The following is a 12,932-nucleotide window of genomic DNA, read 5'->3' as shown; positions in this document are numbered from 1 at the left end:
GACGGAGCCGTTGGAGTCGGGCTGGAAGTCGATCCTCTATCATCTATCTGTATGTTTTTATTTGATTTTATATGGTCGGCGAGCGCGTAGGGATTGCTGACTGAGCGTTCAGGCGGCGAGCCTCGAAGCGCAGGGAGTCGGTTGCCGAAGCGTTCTCAGGAGCGCCGGTATCGTGGGCGGGGGGGATCCAGCGGGTTCACAGCACGACAGCAGGGCCCCCGTAGGGATGGGTGGCCAAGCCCCCTGAGTCAGGGGGCGATTCGCGCGTAGCGCGAATGGGGGTGTGGAAGCGCAACGGTGGGGCCCAAGGTTTGCGCAGCAAACTTTGGGAGATATCCGGGCGCGGCCGGATATCGTTCCCCCCTGAGTCAGGGGGCGATTCGCGCGTAGCGCGAATGGGGGTGTGGAAGCGCAACGGTGGGGCCCAAGGTTTGCGCAGCAAACTTTGGGAGATATCCGGGCGCGGCCGGATATCGTTCCCCCCTGAGTCAGGGGGCGATTCGCGCGTAGCGCGAATGGGGGTGTGGAAGCGCAACGGTGGGGCCCAAGGTTTGCGCAGCAAACTTTGGGAGATATCCGGGCGCGGCCGGATATCGTTCCCCCTGAGTCAGGGGGCGATTCGCGCGTAGCGCGAATGGGGGTGTGGAAGCGCAACGGCGGGGCCCAAGGTTTGCGCAGCAAACTTTGGGAGATATCCGGGCGCGGCCGGATATCGTTCCCCCCTGAGTCAGGGGGCGATTCGTGCCGCAGGCACGAATGGGGGTGTGGAAGCGCAACGGCGGGGCCCAAGGTTTGCGGAGCAAACTTTGGGGATTCCCGGGCGTAGCCCGGGAGTCGCCGGCTGCGCCTACAGCGAGGCGGCCAGACGGCTGCCCTGGGCGATCGCGCGCTTGGCGTCGAGTTCGGCGGCGACGTCGGCGCCACCGATCACGTGGGTCGCGATGCCGCGGCCCTCCAGCTCGGCGGCCAGCGGCTTGTACGGCTCCTGGCCGGCGCAGACCACCACCTGGTCCACCGGCAGCAACTGCTCGTCGCCGCCATCGACACGGATGCGCAGACCGCGGTCGTCGACGCCGAGGTATTCGACCCCGCCGAGCATCTGCACCCGGCGCGATTTCAGCGTCGCGCGGTGGATCCAGCCGGTGGTCTTGCCCAATCGCCTGCCGGGCTTGCCGGGGCTGCGTTGCAACAGCCAGACCTCGCGCGCGGGCGGCTGCGGACGCGCGTTGGCGAGGCCGCCGCGGTTGCCCTCGTAGCCGATGTCCACGCCCCATTCGGTGCGCCAGGCCTGGGCGTCGAGGCTCGGCGAGTGGCCGTGGTGGACGAGGAATTCGGCGACATCGAAGCCGATGCCGCCAGCACCGACGATGGCGACCCGCGGTCCGGCCTCGACTCGGCCGCTCAGCACGTCCAGGTAGCCGACGACCTTGGCGTGGTCGGCACCGGGGAAGTCGACCAAGCGCGGTTTGATGCCGGTCGCCAGCACCACCGCATCGAAGTCGGCCAGTGCGTCGGCGTCGGCGCGGTTGCGCAGACGCAGGTCGACCCCGGTCTGCTCGATGCGGCGGCGGAAGTAGCGCAGCGTTTCGTGGAACTCCTCCTTGCCGGGGATGCGCTTGGCGAGGTTGAACTGGCCGCCGATCTCGTCGCCGCCGTCGAACAGGGTCACCGCGTGGCCGCGTTCGGCGGCGACCGTCGCGCAGGCCAGTCCGGCCGGGCCGGCGCCGACCACCGCGATGCGCCGCGGCGCGCGGGTGGCGGTGTAGTTCAGCTCGGTTTCGGCGCAGGCGCGCGGATTGACCAGGCAGCTGGCGCGCTTGTTCTCGAACACGTGGTCCAGGCAGGCCTGGTTGCAGGCGATGCAGGTGTTGATGTCGTCCGCGTGTCCGGCGCGCGCTTTGTTCACCCAGGCCGGATCGGCCAGCAGCGGCCGCGCCATCGACACCATGTCGGCGTCGCCGCGGGCGAGCACGGCTTCGGCGACGTCGGGCATGTTGATGCGGTTGGTGGTGATCAGCGGCACCGATACGTGCGGCTTCAGGCGCGCGGTGATACCGGTGAAGGCCGCGCGCGGCACCGAGGTGGCGATGGTCGGGATGCGCGCCTCGTGCCAGCCGATGCCGGTGTTGATCAGGGTCGCGCCGGCGGCTTCGATCGCCTGCGCCTGCTGCACCACCTCGTCCCAGGCCAGGCCGTCGTCGACCAGGTCCAGGAGCGACAGCCGGTAGACGATGATGAAATCCGGTCCGCAGGCTTCGCGGATCCGGCGCACGATCTCGACCGCGAAACGCATGCGGCGAGCGGCGTCGCCGCCCCAGCTGTCGTCGCGCTTGTTGGTGCGCGGCGCGGTGAACTGGTTCAGCAGATAACCTTCCGAGCCCATCACCTCGACGCCGTCGTAGCCGCCGTCGCGGGCGAGCTGGGCGGTGCGCACGAACGCCGCGATCTGGCGTTCGACGCCGCGCGCCGACAACGCGCGCGGGGTGAACGGATTGATCGGCGCCTTGATCTTCGATGGCGCCACCTGCAACGGGTGATAGCCGTAGCGCCCCGCGTGCAGGATCTGCAGGCAGACCCGGCTGCCGTGCTCGTGCACGGCGCGGGTGACCTGGCGGTGCTTGCCGACTTCCCATGGCCAGCGCAGGGTGCCGCCGAACGGTTTGAGCCAGCCGACCAGGTTCGGCGAGAAGCCGCCGGTCACGATCAGGCCGACGCCGCCGGCGGCGCGTTCGCCGAAGTAGCGGGCCAGCTTGGGGAAGTCGGCGCTCTTGTCTTCCAGGCCGGTGTGCATCGATCCCATCAGCACGCGGTTGGACAGGGTGCAGAAGCCCAGGTCCAGCGGTTCGAACAGGTGCGGGTAGAGCGGGTGCGGTGCGCTGTCCGCGGCGGGGTGATTGGCTGGCATGGCGATACGCTGGCGTACGGAAGCCCGCACGATGCCGTGAAAGCGTGCCGGCTTCAACTTTTCCGGCCCGGCACCGCCTGTTCAGGCGACACCGCCCACGCCAGGGGCGCGGGCGGTGTGGGCATGGCATCCGCTCATGGGCGATCAGGGGCTGTGTCGCGAGTCGCCCGGGACCTGCCGGGGGCGAATGCACGGATCTCCGGGCCGGGCACGAAACCTGCCGCACCGGGGGCCGGTCGACACTTGCGCCGATACCGGGACCGACAGTCCCGCCGCAGCGGATTCCTATGCTTCGATGAGTCCGCGTTCGGCGAAGACTTCCCGGGCAGCGGTCGCGCCGTTCAAGGCGGCCGGGAAACCCGCGTAGACTGCCATCTGGATGATGACCTCGACGATCTCCTGCGATGTGCATCCCACGTTGAGCGCACCATGGATGTGCACCTTCAGTTGCGGCGCTGCGTTGCCCAGTGCGGTCAGCGCGGCAACGGTGGCGATCTCCCGCGACCTCAGGTCCAGCCCGGGGCGGCTGTAGACGTCCCCGAATGGAAATTCGATGGTGTAGCGGCCAAGGTCGGGGGCGATGTCCTTCAGGGACTCGATGACCCGTTCGCCCGCTTCGCCGTCGATTTCCCGTAGCTTCTCCCAGCCTCGCTCGAAGCGCTCGTCGTTGTCGATGCCCACGCTGTTGATGCCCATGCCTGTCTCCCGATGGATTGAAGTGCGGCCGGCGGGTGCGTATTGACCGCAGGCCACTGCGCCCAGCAGTCCTGCCGTGCGCAGCAAGCGCCGCCTGTCCCGAGAGTCGGGAGGTGTGCCCGGTTCCTTCACGTGTCCATGCTCCTGCCGGTGTGTTCGACGGGAGCTTGCGGGTTCGAGTCGGCTCTAAGTCAAGCGCGTTTCGCGCCCGTCCATCGCCGCCCGATAGAGCGCGATCTTCTCGCGGAGCCGGTCCAGGTGGCGCTGCTGTTCGGCGAGGCTTTGCTCCAGCGCAGAGGCATGTCGTTCGAGCAGGTCGTGCCGCTCCCTCAGCGTCGATGCGCCTTCGGCCCTGAGGTCGGCGTAGCGATGGATCTGCTCCAGTGGCATCCCGGTGTCCTTCAGCCTCTGCACGAAGCCGATCCAGGAGATGTCTTTCTCGGAGAAATCGCGGTGACCGTTGGCAAGGCGGTGGACATCGCGCAACAACCCGATCTTTTCGTAGTAGCGGACGGTGTGCGGACTGATGCCCACCCGACTGGAAAACTCCTTGACGTTCACCGCGTGGTCTCCCGCTGCCGTACCCGGAGGTTGGAATGTAGCAGTGCGTCCGCCCCCGGGCTCGGCATCACGACGACGGCATCGCGACGACTGTCCTACCAACCGGCCACGACCAGCTTGCCGATCGTCGCGCCCGATTCGAGCCGGCGGTGCGCTTCGCGCAGGTTGGCGGCATTGATCGGCGACAGCGTGTCGCGCTGGACGCTCTTGAGCTCGCCCGCGTCGATCAGGGCGGCGACGCGGTCGAGCAGCTTGCCCTGCTCGTCCATGTCCGCGGTCTTCAGCAGCGGCCGCGCGAACATCATCTCCCAGTGGATGCCGATGCACTTGAGCTTGTAGGGGTCGCCGATCTTCAGCGGCGCGTCGGGCTCGACGATCAGGCCGACGTGGCCCTGCGGCGCCAGCAGCTCGCCGAGCACCTCCCAGTAGGCGACGGTGTCGGCCAGGTTGATCGCCGCGTCGACGCTCTCCAGGCCCAGTGCCTTGAGCTGCGGCGCCAGCGGTTGGCGATGGTTGATCACGTGATGCGCGCCCATCGCCTCGCACCAGGCGACGGTGTCCTCGCGCGAGGCGGTGGCGATCACGGTGAAGCCGGCGCGGCGCGCGAGCTGGATCGCGATCGAACCGACGCCGCCGGCGCCGGCGATCACCAGCAGGGTCTTGCCCTCGCCACCCTTCTCGCTGTCGTAGGGCATGCGATGGAACAGCAGCTCCCAGGCGGTGATCGCGACCAGCGGCAGCGCCGCGGCCTGGCCGTCGTCGAGCGAGCGCGGGGCATGGCCGACCACGCGCGAGTCGACCAGCTGCAGTTCGGCGTTGCTGCCGGGACGGCCGATGTCGCCGGCGTAGTAGACGCGGTCGCCGGGCTTGAAGCGCGAGACCGCGTCGCCGACCGCCTCGACGATGCCGCAGGCGTCGTAGCCGAGCACGCGCGGATTGGCTTCGACGGTGGCCTTCGGCGAACGGACCTTGGTGTCGACCGGATTGACCGACACCGCGGCCACCCGCACCAGGATGTCGTGGCCGCTCGGCGCCGGCGGCGCGGGCAGGTCGACATCCTGCAATGACTGAGGGTCGTCGATCGGCAGGTAGCGGGTCAGGGCGATGGCTTTCATATGAGTGGTTCCTTCGGTGGCAGCGGCAGTCCGCGAGCGGAATGCATGGATCGCAGCGGACTGGCGATAGGGAGTGTCGGTTGGGGTGGGCGTGCCGGCGGGTCAGCGGTCGCCGAGCAGGGCCTGCAGGTCGATCGCATCGGCCATCGCACGGTAGCCGGTGTCGCCTGGGTGCAGGTGGTCGCCGGAGTCGTAGGCGGGGCGCATCCGCGAGGGTTGCGCCGGGTCGCGGACGATGGCGTCGAAGTCGACGACCGCGTCGAACTCGCCGCTGTCGCGGATCCAGGCGTTGACCTGTTGACGGATGCGCTCCTTGTCGGCGTTGTAATAGCCGCGCATCGGCGTCGCATCCAGTGCGCCGGCAAACGGGGTCAGGGTCGCGCCGACGATGCGCACGCCGCGCGCACGGGCGCGGGCGATCAGCTGGCGATAGCCTGCGATCAGCGCGGGTGCGGCGGTCGGGGCGTCGTCGACCGCCAGCGGCGTGCCATCCCAGCCGATGTCGTTGATGCCCATCAGCACGATCACGCTGGCGACGCCGGGCTGGGCGAGCACGTCGTGCTCGAAGCGTGCCAGCGCGTTCTGGCCCATGCGGTCGCTGAGCACGCGCGCGCCGGAAATGCCGGCGTTGAGCACGGCGATGCCATCACCGGCCAGACGCTCGGCGAGCGCGTCCGGCCAGCGTGCGTTGGCGTCGATGCTGGCCATGTTGCCGTCGGTGATCGAGTCGCCGAACGCGACCACGCTGCGCGTGCCGGAAGCGGCCTCGACCTCGATCGCGGACAGGAACACCCGCGTGGTGAGGGTCGCATCGGCTTCCATCGAGATCGCACCGGTCTGGTCGCCGGCCCCGACATGAGCGGTCTGGCGCGCGTCCCAGTGGAAGGTCGACGGCGGCGTGGGCTCGGGCAGGTACAGGCTGACCGCGACCTGCGACAGCGCGGCGACGTCGAGGTCGACCGGGTCGCTGAGCATCGGCGCGCCGGGCGGGATGACCACCTCGCGCTCGCCGCCGAAGCTCAGCACGCGGTCGCTGCCGGCGACGATCGCGCCGTCTTCGCCGGCCAGGGCCAGATGCGCGGCGCCGATCCGCAGCGGACGGTCGCCGTAGCGGTTCGACACCTGCACGCGCACGCGTTCGCCGCCGATGCTGACCCGCGCGACCTGGCGCACGGTCTGGTTCCAGAACTGGAACGGCAGGTTCGTCGGCAGTGCGAACTCGCCGTCCCAGCGCGGTTGTGGACTGGCGGTCCAGGTCGCGGTCCAGCTCGGTGTTGCCGGCGTGGCTGCCTGCAACGGCAGGGCGATCGCCAGCAGCAGGGCGGCGACGGGAGCGGCCAGGCGCAGGCGCCAGGTGGGTGTGGGGCTGGACATGTCGAGTCGATCTCCGTTCGAGGGAAGGTGCGCGGCGGTTTCGTGGCGGCGTGGTGGGAAGCGCTGTCAGGCCCGTCCCGGCACGCAATCGGCGGGGAGCGCGGCGCGGCTGCGCGCGGTGCTTTCCAGGCGCACGCTCCAGCCCGCCATCGCCAGTCCGGCCAGGGTCACCAGGGCGGCGACCCAGGTCACCGAAGCCAGTCCCGGACCGTGTTCGATCACCGCGCCGCCGAGCCAGGCGCCGGTGGCGTTGCCGAGATTGAACGCGGCGATGTTGAAGCTTGAGGCGAGGTTCTGGCCGGCGCCCTCGGCGAAGCGCAACACCCGCAGTTGCAGCGGCGACACCGTCGCGAACGCGGCGACTCCGAGCAGGCCGACGAAGACGGTCATCGCGGTCGGCGAGCGCAGCGCGAAGCTCATCGCACCCAGCACCAGCGCCAAGGCCAGCAGGCTGCCGAGCAGGGCCGGGGTCGGTCGGCGGTCGGCCCAGCGCCCGCCGAGCAGGTTGCCGACGACCATGCCGCAGCCGAACACCAGCAGCGCCGGCGACACCGCCGCCTCCGGCATGCCGGTCAGCCGGGTCAGCATCGGTTGGATGTAGGTGATCACCGTGAACACCCCGGCGAAGCCGAGCATGGTCATTGCCAGTCCGATCAACACCTGCGGACGCGCCATCGTCGCCAGCTCCTCGCGCAGCGGCACCGTGGCGGACTCGCCGCGGCTTCGCGGTACCCACAGTGCGATCACCAGCAGCGAGACCAGACCGACCGCGACCATCGCCCAGAACGTCGCGCGCCAGCCCAGTTGCAGGCCCAGCCAGGCGCCCGCCGGCATTCCCAGCAGGGTCGCCAGGGTCAGCCCGGCGAACATGATCGATATCGCCGAGGCGCGCCGCTCGGCCGGTACCAGTCCGGTCGCGACCACCGCGCCGACTCCGAAGAAGGTGCCGTGGGTCAGCGAGGTCAGCACCCGCGCCGCCATCAGGCTGGCGTAGTCCGGCGCCAGCGCGCAGGCGGCATTGCCGACGGTGTAGATCACCATCAGCGACAGCAGCACCGCCTTGCGCGGCATCCGCCGGGTGGCCAGGGTCAGCAGCGGTGCGCCGACGAACACGCCCAGCGCATACCCCGACACCAGCAGGCCGGCGGCGGCGATCGAGACCTGCAGGTCGGCGGCGACCTGCAGCAGCAGGCCCATGATCACGAATTCGGCGCAGCCGATGCCGAACGAGCCGGCGGTCAGCGCGTACAACGCGACCGGCATGCGTTCGCGGCGGGAAGGGGCGGTGGGGGCGGCGGTCGGCATGGCGGCGGATCCGGAAAGGAGTCGCCAGCCTAGGGAGTTGCATATTATTCTGAAACGGCCATTATCGATAATTACTTTCAAGTATTGGTTGATAATGGACCGTGTCGATGACATCCAGCTGTTCCTGCGGGTGCTCGATCAGGGGTCGATCAGCGCCGCCGCGCGCAGCCTGGACCTGTCGGTCGCCGTCGCCAGCCAACGCCTGAAGCGGTTGGAGCGCGAACTCGGCGTGCGGCTGCTCCATCGCACCACCCGCCGCCTGCATCCGACCCCGGAGGGGCAGGAGCTTGCCGAGCGCGGGCGCGCCCTGGTCGAGGATCTGGAGGCGTTGACCAGCGGCCTGCGCCAGGGCGGCACCGAGGTCGCCGGCATGCTGCGGGTGACCGCATCGGCCTCGTTCGGGCGCCAGTACCTGTCGCCGTTGCTGGCCGAGTTCATGGCCCTGCACCCGCGGGTGACGCTGAGCCTGAACCTGACCGACGAGGTCGTCGACCTGGTCAGCGCCGGCTTCGACCTCGCGATCCGGATCGGCCAGCTCGAGGACTCGCGGCTGGTCGCGCGCAGGCTGACCGACAATATCCGCCTGCTGTGCGCGTCGCCGGAGTATCTGCGCCGACACGGCACACCGCGCACGCCGGCCGAGCTGGCCGGGCACGATTGCCTGCTGCTGGTCGGCCGCCAGGGACGCCAGGACGTCTGGCGGCTGAGGGACGCGGGCGGCGACGAGATCGCGGTGCGGGTCCGCGGCCGCTTCGAATCCAATTTCGGCGAGGCCCTGCGCGACGCCGCGGTCGCCGGTCTCGGCATCGCCCTGCATTCGACCTGGCACGTGCATGAGGACCTGTGTGCCGGCCGCCTGGTCCGGGTGATGCCGCAGTTCGGCAACGACGACGGCGGCATCCATGCAGTGATGCCGCAGCGGCGGTTGGTGCCGCCGCGGGTCCGTGCCTTCGTCGACTTCCTGCTCGAACGCCTCGGTCGCGAGCCGCCGTGGGAGCGCGAGCCGGTCTGCGCCGACGGTCAGGTAAACGCGTAGGCGTCCAGCGCCAGCGAGCCGTACTCCTGCGAGGCGTGCAGGGGCTGTGGCGTCGGCGACAGGCCGGCGGCACCGAGGGCGACGAACAACGGCATCAGATGTTCGACGGTCGGATGCGCACGCTGCGCATGCGGTGCTCGCGCCTGCCAGTCCAGCAGCGCCGGCCAGTCGCGTGCCCGCAGCCGCTCGCGCATCCAGTCGCCGAACTCGCGCGCCCACCCTGGCGACGGCGCATCGATGCGGGTGAAATCCAGGTCGCCGAGATTGTGGATGAAGCCGCCGGAGCCGATCGTCAGCACGCCCTCCTCGCGCAGTGGGGCCAGCGCTCGGCCCAGCGCCAGGTGGGTGGCGGCGTCGGCATGCGGCATCACCGACAGCGGTATCACCGGAATGTCGGCATCGGGAAACATCCGCCGCAGCGGCACCCAGACGCCATGATCGAGTCCATGCGCGGGTCGCAGGCGCGCCGGCAATCCGGCACCGGCGATCAGACCGGTGATCCGCTCGGCCAGCGCCGGCTCGCCGCGGGCGGGGTAGTCGATCGCGTACAGCGGCTCGGGGAAGCCGTTGAAGTCGTGCACGGTGCGCGGTCGCGGATCGCCGCCGACCAGCGGCTGCATCGACATGAAGTGCGCCGACGCGACCACGATCGCCGACGGCCGCGGCAAGGTGTCGGCCAGGCCATCGAGGAAGCGGCCGGCGGGCGAGTCCTGCACCGCCAGCAACGGCGAACCGTGCGACAGGAACAACGTGGGCAGCGGCCGGGTGGGCAGCGACGGCGGAGCGGGGCGATGACTGTTCATGCCGCAAGCTTGCGGCCGCGGTCGGGCGCGACCAAGCGTCATGCCGGCATCGTGCTGTTCCAGCCATGCAATGGTGGGCGCTACGGACGACGGCAGGGAAGATGTCGAACGGGCGTCACGAGATGACTTTTGGGCGCTTCCACTCGATTCCGGAGCACGCCGCCAGAGCTGTCTGAACCCCTGTTAAGTTTCGGACTTTCGAGCTTGCCAATGTTAGATACGCGTTAACATCGCTTTCACGATGACGCGCCTACCCTGCGCTCCGATGGCGTCCGAACATGGGTGACCGTCCAGACGGTATGGATCCTCGCAGACGCGTGTTTCCACTATTTATTTAGAACCAAGGAGCAACAGATGAATAAGAAACTCCTCTGCGCCGCCCTGCTGGGTGGTCTGGGACTTGCCCAGGCGGCCAATGCGCAGGACTTCGATGACCGCTGGTACATCACCGGTGCCGCCGGTTTCAACCTCCAGGACAGCGACCGCGAGACGCGCAATGCGCCGTTCGTCAGCCTGGGCCTGGGCAAGTTCATCACGCCGAACTGGTCGATCGACGGCGAGCTGAACTACCAGAACCCGAACTGGGACGCGAACCAGAATCTGAACTGGAGCCAGTACGGCATCTCGTTCGACGCCCGCCGCCACTTCATCCAGGAAGGCCGCGATTGGAACCCGTACCTGCTGATGGGTCTGGGCTACCAGCGCGAGGAGATCGAGACCGACAACTTCCCGAACCCGAACTCTCCGTATGAAGAGGAAGAGGGTGCGGCGGCGATCAAGCTCGGCGGCGGTATCCAGGGCGACATGGGCCGCGTGAAGATGCGTGCCGAGCTGGCCTACCGTGCGGTCGGCATCGACGGCACCCGCGCCCAGCTGGTCAACGACGACCCGTTCCCGGAGAACAACGACGGTGAAGACTGGTTCGGCGACATCCTCGCCTCGGTCGGCGTGGTGATCCCGCTGGGTCCGGAACCGTCCGCTCCGGTCGCTCCGGCGCCGGCTCCGGTCCCGAGCTGCGCGGACCTGGACGACGACGGCGACGGCGTCAACAACTGCGACGACAAGTGCCCGGGTTCGCAGGCCGGCCAGACCATCGGTCCGGACGGTTGCCCGGTGCCGGTGACGATCGACCTGAAGGGCGTGAACTTCGACTTCGACAAGTCGACCCTGCGTCCGGACGCGGTGGCGATCCTGTCGGAGGCGACCGAGATCCTGAAGCGTTATCCGGAGCTGCGCGTCGAAGTGGCCGGCCACACCGACCTGTGCGGTTCGGACGCGTACAACCAGAAGCTGTCGGAGCGTCGTGCGACCGCGGTGTACGACTACCTGACCAGCAACGGCATCGACGCTTCGCGCATGGTCGGTCCGATCGGTTACGGCGAGAGCCGTCCGCTGGAAGCGACCGCCCAGACCTCGCCGGGCTGCCGCTCGGAGGTCAACCGTCGTACCGAGCTGAACGTGCAGAACTGAGTCCGGCCCGGCGGGCCCGAGGGCCTGCCACCGACTCGAAGGAAACCCGGCCTCGTGCCGGGTTTCTTTTTGTCCGCGAATCGTCCGCGATTATGTCGGGCCGGCAAGGTGTCGCCCGGCGCCGTCGGGGCGGTGCGGTTTCGCCAATATGGGCCGAAGCAGCCACTGGCGTGCGTGCCGGGCCCGCGGGATGCGAATCAAGCGCTTGCCGACGCTGCCTGCGGTATGTCGTTAAGATGTTTTAACAAACGCATTGACAGTGTATGATCCCGCTCGCAGTGACCGCGGTGCCGGCAGGAGCTCAGCGAGCGTGTCCCTGAGTTGCAACCGCCGTGCGAAATACTGATCCGATTGATCTGACCCAATCCCAAGACCTGTCCAAGACCGATCTACCCCAAGGAGTGTGAGTATGAAGATCCGCTTGTTGAGCACCGCTCTGCTCGCCGGCCTGGCGTTCTCGCAGGCTGCTGCAGCGCAGGACTACGACGACCGCTGGTACATCACCGGTGCCACCGGCTTCAACATCCAGGACAACGACCGCGGCACCCGCAACGCGCCGTTCGTCGCCGCCGGCCTGGGCCGGTTCCTGAGCCCGAACTGGTCGCTCGACGGTGAGCTGAACTACCAGAATCCGAACCTGGACGCGAACCAGAATCTGAACTGGAGCCAGTACGGCATCTCGCTCGACCTGCGTCGCCACTTCATCCAGGAAGGCCGCAACTGGAACCCGTACATGCTGATGGGCATGGGCTACCAGCGCGCCGAGGAGGAGTACGACGTGTTCCCGAACCCGAACTCGCCGGGTGAGCGCGAAGACGGCGGCCTCGCCGCCAAGCTCGGTCTGGGCGTGATGGGCGACGTCGGCAGCCGCGCCAAGATGCGTGCCGAACTGGCCTACCGTGCCGACTTCGACGGCCAGAACGTGAACGGCGACACCGATACCGACTGGTTCGGCGACGTGCTGGCTTCGGTCGGCGTGGTGATCCCGCTGGGCGAGCGTGCCGTCGAGGCCCCGGCCCCGGCGCCGGCTCCGGTCCCGAGCTGCGCGGACCTGGACGACGACGGCGACGGCGTCAACAACTGCGACGACAAGTGCCCGGGTTCGCAGGCCGGCCAGACCATCGGTCCGGACGGTTGCCCGGTGCCGGTGACGATCGACCTGAAGGGCGTGAACTTCGACTTCGACAAGTCGACCCTGCGTCCGGACGCGGTGGCGATCCTGTCGGAGGCGACCGAGATCCTGAAGCGTTATCCGGAGCTGCGCGTCGAAGTGGCCGGCCACACCGACCTGTGCGGTTCGGACGCGTACAACCAGAAGCTGTCGGAGCGTCGTGCGACCGCGGTGTACGACTACCTGACCAGCAACGGCATCGACGCTTCGCGCATGGTCGGTCCGATCGGTTACGGCGAGAGCCGTCCGCTGGAAGCGACCGCCCAGACCTCGCCGGGCTGCCGCTCGGAGGTCAACCGTCGTACCGAGCTGAACGTGCAGAACTGAGTCCGGCCCGGCGGGCCCGAGGGCCTGCCACCGACTCGAAGGAAACCCGGCCTCGTGCCGGGTTTCTTTTTGTCCGCGTCGTGCCGCCGCCGGCGGGCGCATGGCGGTATGTGCGGGCGGTCATGCCCATCGCCGCCGCAGGTCGCAAACCCGCAATCGGCGGTTGTCG

The 12,932-nt window shown here is 68.8% G+C and carries 10 protein-coding genes; 3 read left to right on the top strand and 7 right to left on the bottom strand.

Going from position 1 to position 12,932, the window contains the following annotated elements; translation table 11 throughout:
* Positions 1-847: 847 nt before the first annotated feature.
* The 6 genes from C9I47_RS12530 to C9I47_RS12505 all read right to left on the bottom strand — a co-directional run bounded on the left by C9I47_RS12530 (position 848) and on the right by C9I47_RS12505 (position 7,956).
* The gene (locus tag C9I47_RS12530; protein WP_111267039.1) at positions 848-2,905 is read right to left on the bottom strand and encodes an NADPH-dependent 2,4-dienoyl-CoA reductase; all 2,058 of its coding nucleotides are present in this window, start codon (positions 2,903-2,905) and stop codon (positions 848-850) included.
* Between the two features lie 285 nt (positions 2,906-3,190).
* Positions 3,191-3,601: a carboxymuconolactone decarboxylase family protein gene (locus C9I47_RS12525; RefSeq protein WP_111267038.1), complete on the bottom strand. Its 411-nt coding sequence runs from the start codon at positions 3,599-3,601 to the stop codon at positions 3,191-3,193.
* Between the two features lie 186 nt (positions 3,602-3,787).
* The gene (locus C9I47_RS12520; protein WP_111267037.1) at positions 3,788-4,162 is read right to left on the bottom strand and encodes a MerR family transcriptional regulator; all 375 of its coding nucleotides are present in this window, start codon (positions 4,160-4,162) and stop codon (positions 3,788-3,790) included.
* A 95-nt stretch (positions 4,163-4,257) separates the two neighbouring features.
* Complete coding sequence (locus tag C9I47_RS12515; protein ID WP_111267036.1) at positions 4,258-5,277, bottom strand: zinc-binding alcohol dehydrogenase family protein; 1,020 nt, start codon at positions 5,275-5,277, stop codon at positions 4,258-4,260.
* 102 nt (positions 5,278-5,379) lie between these two features.
* Positions 5,380-6,651, bottom strand: a complete 1,272-nt coding sequence (locus C9I47_RS12510; RefSeq protein ID WP_111267035.1) for an SGNH/GDSL hydrolase family protein — start codon at positions 6,649-6,651, stop codon at positions 5,380-5,382.
* 66 nt (positions 6,652-6,717) lie between these two features.
* The gene (locus C9I47_RS12505; protein ID WP_223250126.1) at positions 6,718-7,956 is read right to left on the bottom strand and encodes an MFS transporter; all 1,239 of its coding nucleotides are present in this window, start codon (positions 7,954-7,956) and stop codon (positions 6,718-6,720) included.
* Positions 7,957-8,050: 94 nt separating this feature from the next.
* Here C9I47_RS12505 and C9I47_RS12500 point away from each other — a divergent pair, with 94 nt between their 5' ends.
* On the top strand, positions 8,051-8,992 hold the full coding sequence (locus C9I47_RS12500; protein ID WP_111267034.1) for a LysR family transcriptional regulator: 942 nt from the start codon (positions 8,051-8,053) through the stop codon (positions 8,990-8,992).
* On the opposite strand, the gene C9I47_RS12495 is transcribed toward C9I47_RS12500, so the two are convergent.
* The gene (locus C9I47_RS12495) at positions 8,977-9,795 is read right to left on the bottom strand and encodes a DODA-type extradiol aromatic ring-opening family dioxygenase (RefSeq protein WP_111267033.1); all 819 of its coding nucleotides are present in this window, start codon (positions 9,793-9,795) and stop codon (positions 8,977-8,979) included. The genes C9I47_RS12500 and C9I47_RS12495 overlap by 16 nt on opposite strands.
* A 354-nt stretch (positions 9,796-10,149) precedes the next feature.
* Here C9I47_RS12495 and C9I47_RS12490 point away from each other — a divergent pair, with 354 nt between their 5' ends.
* A complete protein-coding gene (locus tag C9I47_RS12490) occupies positions 10,150-11,265 on the top strand; it encodes an OmpA family protein (RefSeq protein ID WP_111267032.1) in 1,116 nt (371 codons plus the stop codon).
* Between the two features lie 409 nt (positions 11,266-11,674).
* Positions 11,675-12,763: an OmpA family protein gene (locus C9I47_RS12485; RefSeq protein WP_111267031.1), complete on the top strand. Its 1,089-nt coding sequence runs from the start codon at positions 11,675-11,677 to the stop codon at positions 12,761-12,763.
* Positions 12,764-12,932 lie beyond the last annotated feature (169 nt).

The sequence above is a fragment of the Marilutibacter maris genome, assembly GCF_003233695.1.
Classification (GTDB): Bacteria; Pseudomonadota; Gammaproteobacteria; order Xanthomonadales; family Xanthomonadaceae; genus Marilutibacter; species Marilutibacter maris.
This window is presented reverse-complemented; position numbering and strand designations above follow the sequence as displayed.